The 14,451-nt window shown below is 67.3% G+C and carries 14 protein-coding genes; 7 read left to right on the forward strand and 7 right to left on the reverse strand.

Features of this window, described 5'->3' with window-relative positions:
- Window positions 1-106 precede the first annotated feature (106 nt).
- The 3 genes from lptF to AC3WON_RS03755 are packed head-to-tail and all read left to right on the forward strand — an operon-like array spanning window position 107 to window position 2,800.
- Entirely contained in the window at window positions 107-1,234 is a 1,128-nt protein-coding gene (gene lptF, locus AC3WON_RS03745) for an LPS export ABC transporter permease LptF (protein WP_492319695.1), read from the forward strand.
- Entirely contained in the window at window positions 1,231-2,394 is a 1,164-nt protein-coding gene (gene lptG / locus AC3WON_RS03750) for an LPS export ABC transporter permease LptG (RefSeq protein ID WP_492351176.1), read from the forward strand. Before lptF ends, lptG begins: the two co-directional genes overlap by 4 nt.
- A gap of 13 nt (window positions 2,395-2,407) precedes the next feature.
- The gene (locus AC3WON_RS03755; protein WP_010814940.1) at window positions 2,408-2,800 is read left to right on the forward strand and encodes a sirohydrochlorin chelatase; all 393 of its coding nucleotides are present in this window, start codon (window positions 2,408-2,410) and stop codon (window positions 2,798-2,800) included.
- 80 nt (window positions 2,801-2,880) lie between these two features.
- Here the strand turns inward: AC3WON_RS03755 and cobA are convergent, their stop codons facing one another.
- From cobA to AC3WON_RS03790, 7 genes are read right to left on the reverse strand one after another with little or no spacing between them, the layout of a single operon-like run.
- Window positions 2,881-3,681 (reverse strand): uroporphyrinogen-III C-methyltransferase, encoded by an 801-nt coding sequence (gene cobA, locus AC3WON_RS03760; RefSeq protein ID WP_492351177.1) that lies wholly within the window; start codon window positions 3,679-3,681, stop codon window positions 2,881-2,883.
- Between the two features lie 27 nt (window positions 3,682-3,708).
- Window positions 3,709-5,013 carry a sulfate adenylyltransferase subunit 1 gene (locus AC3WON_RS03765; protein ID WP_492319693.1) on the reverse strand — a complete coding sequence of 435 codons (1,305 nt, stop codon included), beginning with the start codon at window positions 5,011-5,013 and terminating at the stop codon, window positions 3,709-3,711.
- 25 nt (window positions 5,014-5,038) lie between these two features.
- Window positions 5,039-6,016, reverse strand: a complete 978-nt coding sequence (cysD, locus tag AC3WON_RS03770; RefSeq protein WP_492319692.1) for a sulfate adenylyltransferase subunit CysD — start codon at window positions 6,014-6,016, stop codon at window positions 5,039-5,041.
- 14 nt (window positions 6,017-6,030) lie between these two features.
- Window positions 6,031-6,834 (reverse strand): phosphoadenylyl-sulfate reductase, encoded by an 804-nt coding sequence (locus tag AC3WON_RS03775; protein ID WP_492351178.1) that lies wholly within the window; start codon window positions 6,832-6,834, stop codon window positions 6,031-6,033.
- Window positions 6,831-7,412, reverse strand: coding sequence for a DUF934 domain-containing protein (locus AC3WON_RS03780; RefSeq protein ID WP_492298988.1), 582 nt, complete (start codon window positions 7,410-7,412; stop codon window positions 6,831-6,833). The genes AC3WON_RS03775 and AC3WON_RS03780 overlap by 4 nt, the downstream gene beginning before the upstream one ends.
- 16 nt (window positions 7,413-7,428) lie before the next feature.
- The gene (locus tag AC3WON_RS03785) at window positions 7,429-9,111 is read right to left on the reverse strand and encodes a nitrite/sulfite reductase (protein ID WP_492351179.1); all 1,683 of its coding nucleotides are present in this window, start codon (window positions 9,109-9,111) and stop codon (window positions 7,429-7,431) included.
- A 28-nt stretch (window positions 9,112-9,139) separates the two neighbouring features.
- Window positions 9,140-9,913 (reverse strand): sulfite exporter TauE/SafE family protein, encoded by a 774-nt coding sequence (locus tag AC3WON_RS03790; protein ID WP_492319688.1) that lies wholly within the window; start codon window positions 9,911-9,913, stop codon window positions 9,140-9,142.
- A gap of 166 nt (window positions 9,914-10,079) precedes the next feature.
- Between AC3WON_RS03790 and AC3WON_RS03795 the strand changes: the two genes are divergently transcribed.
- From AC3WON_RS03795 to AC3WON_RS03810, 4 genes are all read left to right on the forward strand, one after another.
- Complete coding sequence (locus AC3WON_RS03795; protein WP_010814948.1) at window positions 10,080-11,021, forward strand: CysB family HTH-type transcriptional regulator; 942 nt, start codon at window positions 10,080-10,082, stop codon at window positions 11,019-11,021.
- A gap of 87 nt (window positions 11,022-11,108) precedes the next feature.
- Complete coding sequence (locus tag AC3WON_RS03800; RefSeq protein WP_492351180.1) at window positions 11,109-12,272, forward strand: methyltransferase; 1,164 nt, start codon at window positions 11,109-11,111, stop codon at window positions 12,270-12,272.
- Window positions 12,273-12,357: 85 nt separating this feature from the next.
- Complete coding sequence (locus tag AC3WON_RS03805; protein ID WP_492351181.1) at window positions 12,358-13,524, forward strand: ABC transporter substrate-binding protein; 1,167 nt, start codon at window positions 12,358-12,360, stop codon at window positions 13,522-13,524.
- On the forward strand, window positions 13,508-14,434 hold the full coding sequence (locus AC3WON_RS03810) for an NAD(P)-dependent oxidoreductase (protein WP_492319685.1): 927 nt from the start codon (window positions 13,508-13,510) through the stop codon (window positions 14,432-14,434). Before AC3WON_RS03805 ends, AC3WON_RS03810 begins: the two co-directional genes overlap by 17 nt.
- The last annotated feature ends 17 nt before the right edge of the window (window positions 14,435-14,451 follow it).

The raw sequence follows: 14,451 nt of genomic DNA on the forward strand, positions 1-14,451 counted from the left end.
CGCCCCGGTCACGCTGACAGCATGCTGTGCTGCCAGCCAGCTGTTCTGCCAGGCACCTCGCACGGCACATCGCCCGCTCCGGCCGGCAGCCCGGAACCGAACCCGCATGATCCTTCAACAAGCCCTGCGACGCGAGCTTGCCTACACCGCCGGGGCGGTGTTCCTGGTGATGCTGACCTTCATGCTCACCTCGCTCGTGATCCGCATCCTGGGAATGGCTGCCAGCGGCAAGGCCAGTCCCAACGACGTGCTGATGCTGATCGGCCTGGCCACCATCGGCTACCTGTCGATCCTGCTGTCGGCCACGCTCTTCATCTCCACCCTGATCGTGCTGACGCGCTGGTACAAGGATTCGGAGATGGTGGTGTGGTTCTCGGCGGGCATCTCGCTGCGCGACCTGGTCAAGCCGGTGCTGCAGTTCGCGGCACCCTTCGTCGTGCTGGCGCTGCTGCTGGGCATGTTTGCCTGGCCCTGGGCCAACCAGCAGAGCGCGCTGTTCCGCGACCGCTTCGAGCAGCGCGGCGTGATGTCGATGATTGCCGCGGGGCGCTTCATCGAGCCGGCCAAGGCCAACTACGTGCTGTTCATCGAGGGCATGGATGCCGACATGAAGTACGCGCGCAATGTCTTCGTCGCCAACTCCGAGGCCGACAAGATCGGCGTGGCGCTGGCGCACCAGGGCAAGTTCGAGACCATGCCCAACGGCGACCGCCTGGTGGTGATGGAAAACGGCCGCCGCTACTCGGGCACGCCCGGCCAGATCGACTACCGCATCGTCGAGTTCGAACGCTACGCGGTCAAGGTGGACAACAAGGCTCCCGAGTCCGAAGCCAAGCTGCCACCCAAGAGCCGCGACACCATCGAGCTGATCCGCAACCCCACGCGCGAGAACCTGGGCGAGCTGATCTGGCGCATCTCGCTGCCGATCCTGGCCTTCAACTTCGTCATGATCGCAATCCCGCTGGCCTACGTTAACCCGCGCCTGGGCCGCTACACGCCGCTGGTGTTCGCGGTGCTGATCTACCTGACCTACAGCAACCTGATCAACCTGACGCAGTCCTGGGTGCGCTCGGGCGCGATCCCGTTCTGGCTGGCGTGGTGGCCGATCCACCTGGCGGTGTTCCTGGGGGCGCTGCTGCTGTTCCGCTACCGCCAGAACCGCAGCCTGGGCGGGTGGCGCGCCGTGTTCGGCCTGCGCAGGCGTGATGCCGCGGCCACCGGAGGCCGGGCATGAGGATCCTGCGCGTCTACGAACGCTACTTCGGCCGGCTGGTCTATGGCGTGTTCGCCTTCATCCTGTTCGCGGTGCTGTCCCTGTTCGTGTTCTTCGACATGCTCAACGAGCTGGAGAACGTCAACAACCAGTACACCTCGCTGGTCGCGCTGTTCCACGTCCTGCTGCAGGCACCCACGCGGGTGTATGAGGTGCTGCCGATCGCGGTGCTGATCAGCGCGATCTATGTGTTCTCGCAGCTGGCCAGCCAGTCCGAGTACACCATCTTCCGCGTGGCCGGCCTGAACACGCGCCAGGCGCTGTTCTCGCTGTTCAAGCTGGCGGTGCCGCTGGCCATCGTGACCTTTATCTTCGGCGAGTTCATCGGCCCCCGCGCCGAGCAGTACGCGCAGAAGATCAAGCTCGAGGCGATCGGCGCAACCGTGTCGTCAGGCTTCCGTTCCGGCGTCTGGGTCAAGGACCGCGACAAGGATGCCGCCGGCGGCGGCGAGATCACCCGCTTCGTCAACGTGGCGGGGTTGCGGCCGGACCAGACCATCACCGGCATCACCATGTATGAGTTCGACCCGCAATACCGCCTGCGCGTGATCCGCGTGGCGCAGGAGGGGCGCTACCAGGGTGGCCAGTTGTGGGAGCTGCAGGGCGTCAACGAGACCCGTTTCATCGAACTGGCGCCCCCGGCCCAGGGCGCGAAGCCGGCACGCGATTCGCTGGCCCCGGATTTCCGCGCCGAGCAAGTCAAGTTCCCGCGCGTGACCATGCATTCCGAGCTGACGCCGCAAATCCTGTCGGTGCTGCTGGTGACGCCTGAGCGGATGTCGACGCTGGACCTGTTCCGCTATATCCGCCACCTGCGCGACAACAAGCAGGACACGCAGCGCTATGAGATCGCCTTCTGGAAGAAGGTGATCTACCCGCTGACGCTGTTCGTGATGATGGCGCTGGCCCTGCCCTTCGCCTACCTGCACGCCCGTGCCGGCGCCGTCGGCGTGAAAGTGTTCGGGGGCATCATGCTGGGGCTGTCGTTCCACTTGTCGAACACGCTGTTCTCGCACGTCGGCCTGCTGCACACCTGGCCGCCGATCATCTCGGCACTGGTGCCAGGCACGCTCTACCTGATGGTGGCGCTGCTGGCGCTGCGCTGGGTTGACAGGCACTGAGGGGCGGGCTGCCATGACCGCACCCACCCGGGCCCTGGTCCTGTTTGCGCATGGCGCGCGCGACGCGCGCTGGCGCGAGCCGTTCGACCGCCTGCAGCAGAAGGTGGCCGCTGCCCTGCCCGGGTGCGAGGTGCGGCTGGCGTTCCTGGAGCTGATGACGCCCGCTCTGCCCGACGCGCTCGCCGACCTGGCAGCGCGCGGCGTGTCCGACGCCACCGTGGTGCCGGTGTTCCTGGGCCAGGGCGGCCACCTGCGGCGCGACCTGCCAGCCTTGCTCGACCAATGCCGGCAAGCGCATCCCGGGCTGCGCATCCATTGCGCGACGGCGGCAGGCGAGGCCGATGCGGTGCTGGATGCAATGGCCGCATACTGCGTTGCCTCAATGCCCGCAAGCGGCCAGCCCTGAGCAGAAACGTGGTCCCCGATGACAAAAGCCCTGTGCCGGCATGCCGGTACAGGGCTTTTTTCTAGTGGCGCGCAGCGCGCTCAGGCAGCGCGCGGCGTCTGCACGACGGTTTCGCCCACGCCTTCGCGCGGCGTTTCGGTAGCCCGCGCAGCCAGCGCCGCCCCGATCATCAGCAGGCTCGGCTGCGCCGGATCGATCCAGGCAGCGGCCTCGCCTGCTGCCATCCGGCCCAGCGTGAATTCACGGCTACGCTGGCGCGGCGTGCTGGCGGCTTCCACCACCCACGCCGGCGTCGACGCCGGCTTGCCATGCGCGATCAGCTGCGCGGCAATCGACGCCGCCTGGTCGCGGCCCATGTAGTAGACCAGCGTATCGGCCTTGACCGCCGCTTCGATATCGGCCGAGCCCTCGCCATCCGCAGCCTTCGCCTGCGTGGCAAACGCCACGCTGCGCGACACACCGCGCTTGGTCAGCGGCTTGCCGATCGCCGAAGCAGCCGCCAGCGCCGCAGTGATGCCCGGCACCACTTCATACTCGATGCCAGCGGCTTCCAGCGCCTGCAGTTCCTCGTCGGCACGACCGAACAGCATCGGGTCGCCGCCCTTCAGGCGCACCACGCGCTCGTACTTGCCGGCCAGGTCGACGATCTGGCGGTTGATGAACAGCTGCGCGGTGGAGCGCTGCCCGCAGCGCTTGCCCACCTCGACCAGCTCGGCCTGCGGACACCAGGCCAGCATCTCCGGCGCTACCAGTGCATCATGCAGCACCACCTGGGCTTCGCCCAAAAGCCGTGCACCGCGCACCGTAATGAGGTCTGCCGCACCGGGGCCTGCCCCGATGAGGAACACCTTGCCGTAAGTCTTCTGCGCCTGCTTGTCCATCTGCTGCCCCTTTCCTGTCGTTACCGATCAGGAGAACGCACGGATCATGCCTGCGGCCACCGTGTGGTTGGTCGCTTCGTCGATCAGCACGAAGGCGCCCGTTGCCGGGTTGTCGCCGTATGCATCGCACACGATCGGCTTCTGCAGCGAGATCTGCACCGAACCGATGTCGTTCAGGCGGATATCGTGGCGACCGGTCTCGTGCGACAGCGTGTGCACGTCCAGCACGCGGTCCACCGCCGACACGCGCGCGAACACGCTGGCCGTGGTGTGCTTGAGCACGTACTTGCGCGCCGGGTTCAGCGACTCGTCGTCGAACCAGCACAGGTCGGCCTGCAGCTTCTTTGCCGAAGCCGTGGTCGCATCGGCGGCAACAAACATGTCACCGCGTGATACATCGACGTCCTCGGCCAGGCGCACCGTGACGGTATCGCCGACGTTGGCCGATTCAGCGGCACCATTGGGCGTCAGCACTTCAGCCACCACGGCTTCGCGGTTGGCCGGCAGCACGCGCAGCTTCTGGCCCACGCGCACGGTGCCGGCTTCAATGCGGCCGGCATAGCCGCGGAAGTCGTCCGACTGCGAACCGTCCTGGCGGATCACCAGCTGCACCGGGAAGCGCAGCGCGGCGTCGTCCTCGGGCGCGGCCTCTTCCACCGGCAGTTCTTCCAGCAGCGGCAGCAGCGGCTCGCCCTGGTACCACGGCATGGCATCGCTCTCGTGCACGATGTTGTCGCCGCGCAGCGCGGAGACCGGCACGTAGCGCACGTCCTTGAGGCCCAGCTGCTCGGCCAGTTCGGTGTAGGCGGTGCGGATCTCGTTGAAGCGCTGTTCGCTGTAGTCGACCAGGTCCATCTTGTTGACGGCCACGATCACGTGCCGGATTTCCAGCAGCTTCAGGATCGCCGAGTGGCGCTTGGTCTGCGCCAGCAGCTCGGCACGGCCGTCGGTGACGGTGACGCGCGTGGCATCGACCAGCACGATGGCCGCGTCCGCGGTCGAGGCGCCGGTGACCATGTTGCGGGTGTACTGCTCGTGGCCCGGCGTATCCGCGATGATGAACTTGCGGCGCGCGGTCGAGAAGTAGCGGTAAGCCACGTCGATGGTGATGCCCTGCTCGCGCTCGGCTTCCAGGCCGTCGGTCAGCAGCGAGAAATCGATCTGCTCGCCGGCAGTGCGCTTGTTCTTGGCATTGGCCAGCGCGGTCAGCTGGTCCGACAGCACGGCCTTGCTGTCGTACAGCAGGCGGCCGATCAGCGTGCTCTTGCCGTCGTCGACGGAGCCGGCGGTGATAAAGCGCAGCAGGCCTTGATGGGTTGCTTGGTGAGTCATGTCTGGATCCTTTGCTGCGTGCGGCTTAGAAGTAGCCTTCCTTCTTGCGGCGTTCCATCGAGGCTTCGCTCGTCTGGTCGTCCATGCGGGTGGCGCCGCGCTCGGTGATCTCGGTCACCGCGGTCTCGGCGATGATCGTTTCCGGCGAATCGGCAACGCTGGCCACCGGGCAGGTGCAGCTGATGTCGCCAACGGTACGGAAGCGCACCGACAGCACTTCGCTGACGTCGCCGTCCTGCTTGGGCGTGATCGGCGTGACCGGCACCAGCAGGCCGTTCTTGCGCACCACTTCGCGCTGGTGCGAATAGTAGATCGGCGGCAGCGCCAGCTTCTCGCGGGCGATGTACTGCCACACGTCCAGCTCGGTCCAGTTCGAGATCGGGAACACGCGCATCTGCTCGCCCTGCGCCATGCGGGCGTTGTACAGGCTCCACAGCTCGGGGCGCTGGGCCTTGGGGTCCCACTGGCCGAACTCGTCGCGGAACGAGAAGATGCGCTCCTTGGCGCGGGCCTTCTCTTCGTCGCGGCGGGCACCGCCCATCAGCGCGTCGAACTGGTGCTCGCCGATGGTTTCCAGCAGCGTCACGGCCTGGGCCGCGTTGCGCGAATCGGTTTCCTTGCGCAGGCGCACGGTGCCGCGCTTGATCGAGTCCTCGACATGGCCCACCACCAGGCGCGCGCCCAGCTCAGCCACGCGCTGGTCGCGGAAGGCGATCACTTCCGGATAGTTGTGGCCGGTGTCGATATGCACCAGCGGGAACGGCAGCTCGATCTTGCGCTCGCCCAGGCGGAAGGCCTTCAGCGCCAGGTGCAGCATCACGATCGAGTCCTTGCCGCCCGAGAACAGCAGCGCCGGGTTGCGGCACTCGGCCACCACCTCGCGGATGATGTAGATCGACTCCGCTTCGAGGCGGTCGAGGTGATCGTTCTGTACTTGCAACAGGTGCGCCACGCTGCTCGTTTGCGTCAACCCTGCTTCTGCGATGTCGTTCATGATGCCCATTTTTGTACCCGGCCTCAATGCTTGATGTTCTGTTCGTGAAGCCCGCACTCTTTCGAGTCCTTGCTCTCCCACCACCAACGTCCCGCGCGCACATCCTCGCCCGCGCGCACCGCACGCGTACACGGCTCGCAGCCGATGCTGGGATAGCCCTTGGCGTGCAGGTCATTGATCGGCACGTTGTGGCGCTTCAGGTAAGCCCACACCTCCGGCTCGCTCCAGTCCGCCAGCGGGTTGAACTTCGGGATGCCGCGGGCTTCGTCCAGTTCCTCGAACGGCAGCTCGGCGCGCGTGACCGCCTGCTCGCGGCGCTGGCCGGTCAGCCAGGCGTCGGCGTGCGAGAGCGCGCGGTTGAGCGGCTCGACCTTGCGGATGCCGCAGCATTCCTTGCGCAGGTCGATGCTGTCGTAGAAGCCGTTCAGGCCATGCTTCTTCAGGTAGTTCTCGACGGCCTCGGCGTCCGGCGTGAACTGCTCGATGCTGTAGCCGTAGTGCGCCTGCACCTTGTCCAGCACCGCCAGCGTCTCGGCGTGCAGGCGCCCGGTCTGCAGCGTGAACACGCGGATGCCGGCGCGCACGGCTTCGGTGCCGCGCAGGATCGCGTCGGTCAGCACCATGTCCTCGGCCGCCAGGCTCGAGGCAAAGCGCGCGCGGAAGAAGCGGCCGGCGATGCCCGCCAGGCGCTCGCCCAGCTCGCGCTCCTTCTGCTCCAGCGCGGCAATGCTGCCGGTGTATTCCGGCGCAACCCACAGCGCAGGCGGACGCAGCACCGACGCCGCACCGGCGTCGACCACGGCGATTTCGCTCAGCACCGTGCTCATGCCGTTTCCTTCGGTTGCGCGCCAACCTCTGCCCGCGCGCGGCGGAACAGCGGCAGCGGCTCATCCACCGAAGCCTGGTAGGTCACGGTGAACTCGGTGAAGCCCTTGATGGCGTCCTCGATGTTCTTGTCGGCCCGCACCGCGAAGGCATCGAAGCCGCAGCGCTTCATGAAGTTGAGCTGGTCGCGCAGCACGTCGCCGATGGCGCGCAGCTGGCCCTTCCAGTGGTAGCGGGTGCGCAGCAGGTAGGCCGTGGAAAAGCCGCGGCCGTCGCGGAACACCGGGAAGTCCACCGCCACCAGCGCCACGCGCGCGAAGTACGCCTCGGCATCGCCCGGCTCGTCTTCCGGGGCCAGCCACACGCCGGTGCGGGCCGCGTCGCGGCCGGCCAGCAGCGCTTCGTTGGCCTTGAACACCGACAGCGGGAACAGCACCGCGTCCTGGCTTTGCACGGCCGCTGCGATCTGCTCGTCGGTCAGCGGCTGCTCGGCGGTGCCGCGCAGCACGGTCCAGGCGTCATCGACGATGACGGGGGCGACGGTAGCGCCGTCCTGTTGCAGTTGAATGATCTTTGCCATGTTCAGTCTCCGGTCCTCAGGCTTCAGCGCGCTCGCGCGGCTGCTTGTCGGCATAAACGCGCTCCTTGAACGGGGCGATGCCGATGCGGGACAGGGTTTCGATAAAGCGTTCGTCTTCGATGCGGTTGGCCACGAAGGTGTCGATGATGCGGGTCACCACCTCGGGCATTTCCTCGGCGCTGAACGACGGGCCGATCACCTTGCCCAGCGCGGTCTGGTTGCCCTGGGCGCCGCCCAGCGTGACCTGGTACCACTCCGAACCGTCCTTGTCGACGCCCAGCACGCCGATATTGCCGACGTGGTGGTGGCCGCAGGCGTTGATGCAGCCCGAGATGTTCAGCGAGATCTCGCCCAGGTCATAGACGTAGTCGAGGTCGTCGAAGCGGTCCTGGATCGCTTGCGCGATAGGGATCGACTTGGCGTTGGCCAGCGAGCAGAAATCGCCGCCCGGGCAGGCGATGATGTCGGTCAGCAGGCCGATGTTCGGGGTGGCCAGGCCGGCCTTCTTGGCCAGTTGCCACAGCGCGTACAGGTCCTGCTTCTTCACGTCCGGCAGGATCAGGTTCTGCTCGTGCGCGACGCGCAGCTCGCCGAAGCCGAACTGGTCAGCCAGGTCGGCCACGGCTTCGATCTGCGCGTCGGTGGCGTCCCCCGGGGGCGAGGCCACGCCCGGCTTGGTCGACAGCGTCACCGCGGCGTAGCCCGGCACCTTGTGGCCGTGCACGTTGCGGCTGACCCAGCGCGCAAAGGCCTTGTCTTCCAGCAGGTGGTTCTCGTACGAAGCATCGGTGTCGGCCAGCTTTTCATAGGCGGGCGGCGTGAAGTACTGCGCCACGCGGTCGAACTCGGCCTGCGTGAGCGTGGCCGGGCCGTCCTTGCTGTGCTGCCACTCTTCCTCGACTTCCTGCGCGAACTTCTCTGCGCCGATGGCCTTCACCAGGATCTTGATGCGCGCCTTGTACTTGTTGTCGCGGCGGCCATAGCGGTTGTACACGCGGATGGCCGACTCGACGTAGGACAGCATGTGCTGCCACGGCAGGTCGTCCTTGATGATCGTGCCCAGGATCGGCGTGCGGCCCAGGCCGCCGCCGGCCAGGATGCGCAGGCGCGTTTCGCCTTCGGCGTTCTTGTAGGCGTAGATGCCGATATCGTGCATCTGCACCACGGCGCGGTCATTGGCCGAGGCCGAGATGGCGATCTTGAACTTGCGCGGCAGGAAGGCGAACTCCGGCTGGAAGGTGCTCCACTGGCGCAGCAGTTCGGCCAGCACGCGCGGGTCCACCGACTCGTCCGGCGCCACGCCGGCGAAGTGGTCGGTGGTGATGTTGCGCACGCAGTTGCCCGAGGTCTGGATGGCGTGCATCTCGACGCTGGCCAGCTCGGCCAGCACGTCGGGCACGCGCTCCAGCTCCATCCAGTTGTACTGGATGTTCTGGCGCGTGGAGAAGTGGCCATAGCCGCGGTCGTACTCGCGCGCGATATGGCCCAGCTTGCGCATCTGCTTCGACGACAGCAGGCCGTACGGAATCGCCACGCGCAGCATGTAGGCATGGCGCTGCATGTACAGGCCGTTCTGCAGGCGCAGCGGCAGGAATTCTTCCTCGGTCAGCTCGTCGGACAGGCGGCGGCGCACCTGGTCACGGAACTGGGCGACGCGCTCGGCGACGATGCGCTGGTCATATTGGTCGTACTGATACATGGCGGGGTCCGTTCAGTATTCGTTGAATTCAGGAAACGAGCTTGATGGCGACCAGCGTCAGCGTGGTCGCCAGTGCGGCACGCACCAGCCGTTCGGGCAGCGCCCGCGACAGTTGCGCGCCCAGCCAGATGCCGGGGATCGAACCCACCAGCAGCGCCAGCAGCAAATTCCAGTCGACCGTGCCGAGCCACACATGGCCCAGCCCGGCAAGCGCCGTCAGCGGGACGGCGTAGGCAATGTCGGTGCCGGCCACTTCAGCCGGCTTCATATGGGGATACAGCAGCAGGATCAGCGTGGCGCCAACCGCGCCGGCGCCGATCGACGACACCGTCACCAGCACGCCGATCACGGCGCCGACCACGATGGTGGCAATGACCTGGGCGCGGCCGTGCAGCTGGAAGCGCGGATTGCGTTCCAGCCAGGCCAGCATCTGCTTGCGGAACAGCAGCGACAATACGGTCAGCAGCACCGACACGCCGATGGTCACGCGAATCGCGTGCAGCCACTGGGCGTTGAGCTCGCCGGCGCTCTTCAGCACCAGGATGGCGGCCACTGCCGCCGGCAGGCTGCCGATGCACAGGCGCCGCACCACCTGCCACTGCACATGGCCGTGGGCACGGTGCGCGATGGTGCCGAAGCCCTTGGTGATGGCGGCGAAGGCCAGGTCGGTGCCAACCGCGGTGGCCGGCGAAAAGCCGAACAGCAACGTCAGCAGCGGCGTCATCAACGAGCCCCCACCCACCCCGGTCAGACCGACGAGGACGCCTACAAACAGACCGGAAACCGTATAGGCAACAGACATGGGGGACTCGGTGGGAACCTGGCCCGTGGGTCTCGCATCACAAAGTGGCTGCTGCGAGAGGACGCACTGAGGGCTGGCCATTAATTAACAAAGTTCGAGAATCGTAATAAACTGGCCTCATACCTCAAACTAATAAGAAGTTGTTTGTTTATACGAACCCAGATATATGAACCTGCACCAGTTTCGCTTCGTGCGTGAGGCCGTCCGGCAGAACTACAACCTGACTGAGGCCGCAAAAGCGCTCTACACGTCACAACCCGGCGTGTCCAAGGCCATCATCGAGCTGGAAGAAGAGCTGGGCGTCGATATCTTTACCCGCCACGGCAAGCGCATCCGCAGCCTGACCGAGCCGGGCCGCCGCATCCTGAGCTCGGTCGAGAAGATCCTGCAGGAGGTGGAAAGCCTGAAGCGCGTCGGCATGGACTATGCGGCACAGGACCAGGGCAACTTCACCATCGCCACCACCCACACCCAGGCGCGCTATGCCCTGCCACGGGTGATCAGCGAGTTCACCAAGCGCTACCCCAAGGTGCGGCTGTCGATCCAGCAGGGCAACCCGGCGCAGATCGCCGACATGCTGCTGCACGACCAGGCCGATATCGGCATCGCGACCGAAGGCATCTCCGCCGACAAGAACCTGGTGTCGCTGCCGGGCTACCAGTGGACCCATATGGTGATTACGCCACCCGAGCATCCGCTGCTCGACAAGAAGCACCTGGCGCTGGAAGACCTGATGGGCTACCCGCTGATCACCTACGATGCCAACTTTGCCGGCCGGACCAAGATCGACAAGGCCTTCGCGCTGCGCCACCTGGAGCCGGACATCGTGCTGGAGGCCATCGACGCGGACGTGATCAAGACCTATGTGGAGATCGGGCTGGGCGTGGGCATCGTCGCCGGCGTCGCCTATGATGCCGAGCGCGACCGCAACCTGCGCGGCATTTCGGCCGGCCACCTGTTCGGCAGCAACGTGACCCACCTGGCCGTCAAGCAGGGGGCCTACCTGCGCAGCTTTGTCTACACCTTCATCGAGCTGTTCTCGCCGACGCTCAACCGCAAGCTGGTTGAGCAGGCCATGTCCGGCGAACACGAAGCCTACGAACTCTGAGGACGGTCCGCCGCCGCCTCTCCCTATATAAGAAGCAAACCCAACCATGCATCTGCTGCCCATCACGCCCTGCCGGCCGGAGGCCCTGTGAGCGACCTACCCCGCATTCACTGGACCGAGGACGGCGTCGAGCGCAGCGCCGCCTGGCGCTCTGAAGCCGGCCTGCCGCCGCCGCGCCGCGTGGTCATCGCCGACGACACCACCAGCGCCGACACCGCCTATCGCCTGGCCTGCGAGGGCACCGCGCTGCTGTGGCGCGGCGACTTCCAGAACGCGCGCCAGCTGCTGCACGCGCTGGCCCGCCGCACCGAGCGCAAGCCCAAGAAGGCCAGCCGCCCCGGCCAGAAAGCCAAGGACAAGGCCAAGGGCGGGGCCGTTTCGCCAATCGAGGCCTTCAACCTGCACCGGCTGGCCCAGTCGCAGCGCGCCCGCACGCTGGGCATGCTGCTGCTGCCGTTCAATGCCAGCCACGAGGTGCCGCTGCGCCGCGCGCCGGATGTGCGCGACGCCTGCGAACAGGTCTACGGCCCGGCCAGCGAGCCCTACGTGGCATCGATGCGCGAGCTGCTGGGCATGATCGGCGCCTATGAATGGCGCAAGAAGGGCGTGGAGATCCCGGCGCTGGAAGACCGCATCCACCCCTGGTACGGCGTGTTCTCGCCGGTGCGCGGCGAGTATGTCGACCTGGTCGCGACCGAGCCGCTGCCGGCCAAGACCCTCGCCTTCGATATCGGCACCGGCACCGGCGTGCTGGCCGCGGTGCTGGCCCGCCGCGGCGTGCAGCGCGTGGTCGCCACCGACCAGGACCCGCGTGCGCTGGCCTGCGCGCGCGAGAACATCGCCCAGCTTGGCTACACCGGGCAGGTCGAGATCGTCCAGGCCGACCTGTTCCCCGAAGGCCGGGCCCCGCTGGTAGTGTGCAACCCGCCCTGGGTGCCGGCCCGGCCCAGCTCGCCAGTGGAGCGCGCGGTCTACGACCCTGACAGCGCCATGCTGCGCGGCTTCCTGCAGGGGCTGGCCGAGCATCTGGCGCCGGGCGGCGAAGGCTGGCTGCTGCTGTCGGACCTGGCCGAGCATCTCGGCCTGCGTCCGCGCGAGGAACTGATGGGCTGGATCGACGCCGCCGGGCTGAAGGTGCTGGGCCGCTCCGATATCCGCCCGCGCCACCCGCGCGCGACGGATGCCGCCGACCCGCTGCACGCGGCGCGTTCCGCCGAGGTGACCACGCTCTGGCGCCTGGGCGTGCGCTGACCAGCACGGCCGTGGCGGGGCGCAGGCGTGCCCCGGCGGCCGAGTTCGGCTATCCTTCCCGTCACATATAAGAACGGAGGAGACCATGCTGACACTGCCCCTGCGCCCCCTGCTGCTGGCCGGCGCCCTGCTCTTCACCAGCGCCGCCGCACATGCCGACATCCGTGTCGGCATCGATGTGTCCACCACCGGTCCGGCGGCCTCGATCGGCATCCCCTCCAAGAACACCGTGCTGATGTGGCCCCAGACGCTGGGCGGCCAGAAGGCGCACTACGTGATCCTGGACGACGGCAGCGACCCGGCCGCGGCGGTGCGCAACGTGCGCAAGCTGATCTCCGAGGAAAAGGTCGACGTGATCGTCGGCCCCAACATCACCCCCACCGCCATCGCCGCGCTCGACGCCGTGGCCGAGGGCGAGACCCCGATGGTGGCACTGGCCGCCTCGGCCTCCATCGTCGAGCCGCAGACCGACGCCAAGCGCCGCTGGGCCTTCAAGATGCCGCAGAACGACTCGCACATGGCGACCGTGCTGACCGAGTACATGAGCAACCATGGCGTCAGGACCGTCGGCTTTATCGGCTTTGCCGACGCCTACGGCGAGAGCTGGTGGCGCGAGTTCTCGAAGCTGGCCGAGGTGCGCAAGATCAAGGTGGTCGCCAACGAACGCTTCTCGCGCAACGACACCTCGGTGACCGGGCAGGTGCTCAAGCTGATGGCGGCCAACCCGGACGCGATCCTGATCGCCGGTGCCGGCACGCCGTCCGTACTGCCGCAGAAGACGCTGGGCGAGCGCGGCTACAAGGGCAAGGTCTACCAGACCCACGGCATCGCCACCTGGGACTTCCTGCGCATGGGCGGCAAGGATGTGGAAGGCACGCTGTTCCCGACCGGGCCGGTGGTGGTCGCGCGCCAGCTGCCCGAGAGCCACCCGGTGCGCAAGGTGGCGCTGGACTTCGTCAACCGCTACGAAAGCAAGTACGGCGCCGACAGCGTCACGCAGTTTGCCGGCGACGCCTGGGGCGCGTGGATGCTGCTGGACGACGCCGCCCGCCGCGCGCTGAAGACCGGCGCCCAGCCCGGCACGCGCGACTTCCGCGCCGCCATGCGCGACGCGCTGGAAGCCACCACCAATCTCACCATCCCCAACGGCGTGATGAACCTGAACCCGAAGGACCACCAGGGCTTCGACCAGCGTTCGCGCGTGATGGGGGTGATCCGCAACGGCAAGTTCGCCTATGCGGGCGATAAGTAGCCCGCCGCATCAAGAAAGGAAGCATGGCATGAGCACCACTCTCACCCCCACCACCGTCGCCTTCATCGGCCTGGGCGCCATGGGCTCGCACATGGTCCGCCACCTGCTGGCCGCCGGCCACACCGTGCGCGCCTTCGTGCGTCGCCCGGAAGCCGCCGGGGCCGCGCGCGCACTGGGGGCGGAGCCCTTCTTCACCCCCGCCGAAGCGGCACGCGGCGCCAGCGTCGTCTTCACCAACGTGACCTCGTCCGAAGACGTGCGCGAAGTGCTGCTGGGCGAGCAGGGCGTGATCCACGGCGCCGCGCCGGGCACCATCTGCGTGGACCACAGCACCATCTCGCCGATCGTCACGCGCGAGATCGCCGCGGCGCTGGCCGCGCGCGGCATCGAGGCGCTGGACTGCCCGGTCTCGGGCGGCACCATGGGCGCCGAGGCGGGCACGCTGACCATCATGGTCGGCGGCAAGCCCGAGATGCTCGAGCGCGTGCGCCCGCTGCTGCAGCAGCTGGGCAAGACCATCACCCATATCGGCGACCACGGCGCGGGCCAGGTTGCCAAGCTGTGCAACCAGATCGCGCAGGTGGTCAATATCGAAGGCATTGCCGAGGCCATGCGTTTTGCCGCCGCGCAGAACGTCGACACCGGCCGCGTGTTCGAAGCCATGGCGACCGGCATGGCCGGCAGCCGCATGCTCGACCTGATGGGCCCCAAGATGGTGGCGCGCAACTTTGCCGCCGGCATCGAGGCGCGGCTGCACGACAAGGACTTCGGGCTGGCGCGCGATATCGCCGAGGAAATCGGCCTGGACCTGCCCGCGATGCAGGCCACCTCGGCGCAGCTGCGCGCGCTGATGGCCAATGGCTGGGGCAAGGACGACACCTCGTCGCTGCTGCGCGTGCTGGAGGGCTGACGCCCTCGCGCCCGGTG

The organism is Cupriavidus sp. FW305-46 (assembly GCF_058787075.1).

Bases quoted from the DNA above. Each gene is read 5' to 3' on its own strand.
- lptG (WP_492351176.1), top strand. From the start codon at position 1,231: ATGAGGATCCTGCGCGTCTACGAACGCTACTTCGGCCGGCTGGTCTAT.
- AC3WON_RS03790 (WP_492319688.1), bottom strand. From the start codon at position 9,913: ATGTCTGTTGCCTATACGGTTTCCGGTCTGTTTGTAGGCGTCCTCGTC.
- cysD (WP_492319692.1), bottom strand. From the start codon at position 6,016: ATGGGCATCATGAACGACATCGCAGAAGCAGGGTTGACGCAAACGAGC.
- AC3WON_RS03765 (WP_492319693.1), bottom strand. From the start codon at position 5,013: ATGACTCACCAAGCAACCCATCAAGGCCTGCTGCGCTTTATCACCGCC.
- AC3WON_RS03795 (WP_010814948.1), top strand. From the start codon at position 10,080: ATGAACCTGCACCAGTTTCGCTTCGTGCGTGAGGCCGTCCGGCAGAAC.
- AC3WON_RS03785 (WP_492351179.1), bottom strand. From the start codon at position 9,111: ATGTATCAGTACGACCAATATGACCAGCGCATCGTCGCCGAGCGCGTC.
- AC3WON_RS03810 (WP_492319685.1), top strand. From the start codon at position 13,508: ATGCGGGCGATAAGTAGCCCGCCGCATCAAGAAAGGAAGCATGGCATG.
- AC3WON_RS03755 (WP_010814940.1), top strand. From the start codon at position 2,408: ATGACCGCACCCACCCGGGCCCTGGTCCTGTTTGCGCATGGCGCGCGC.
- AC3WON_RS03780 (WP_492298988.1), bottom strand. From the start codon at position 7,412: ATGGCAAAGATCATTCAACTGCAACAGGACGGCGCTACCGTCGCCCCC.
- AC3WON_RS03775 (WP_492351178.1), bottom strand. From the start codon at position 6,834: ATGAGCACGGTGCTGAGCGAAATCGCCGTGGTCGACGCCGGTGCGGCG.
- lptF (WP_492319695.1), top strand. From the start codon at position 107: ATGATCCTTCAACAAGCCCTGCGACGCGAGCTTGCCTACACCGCCGGG.
- AC3WON_RS03805 (WP_492351181.1), top strand. From the start codon at position 12,358: ATGCTGACACTGCCCCTGCGCCCCCTGCTGCTGGCCGGCGCCCTGCTC.
- cobA (WP_492351177.1), bottom strand. From the start codon at position 3,681: ATGGACAAGCAGGCGCAGAAGACTTACGGCAAGGTGTTCCTCATCGGG.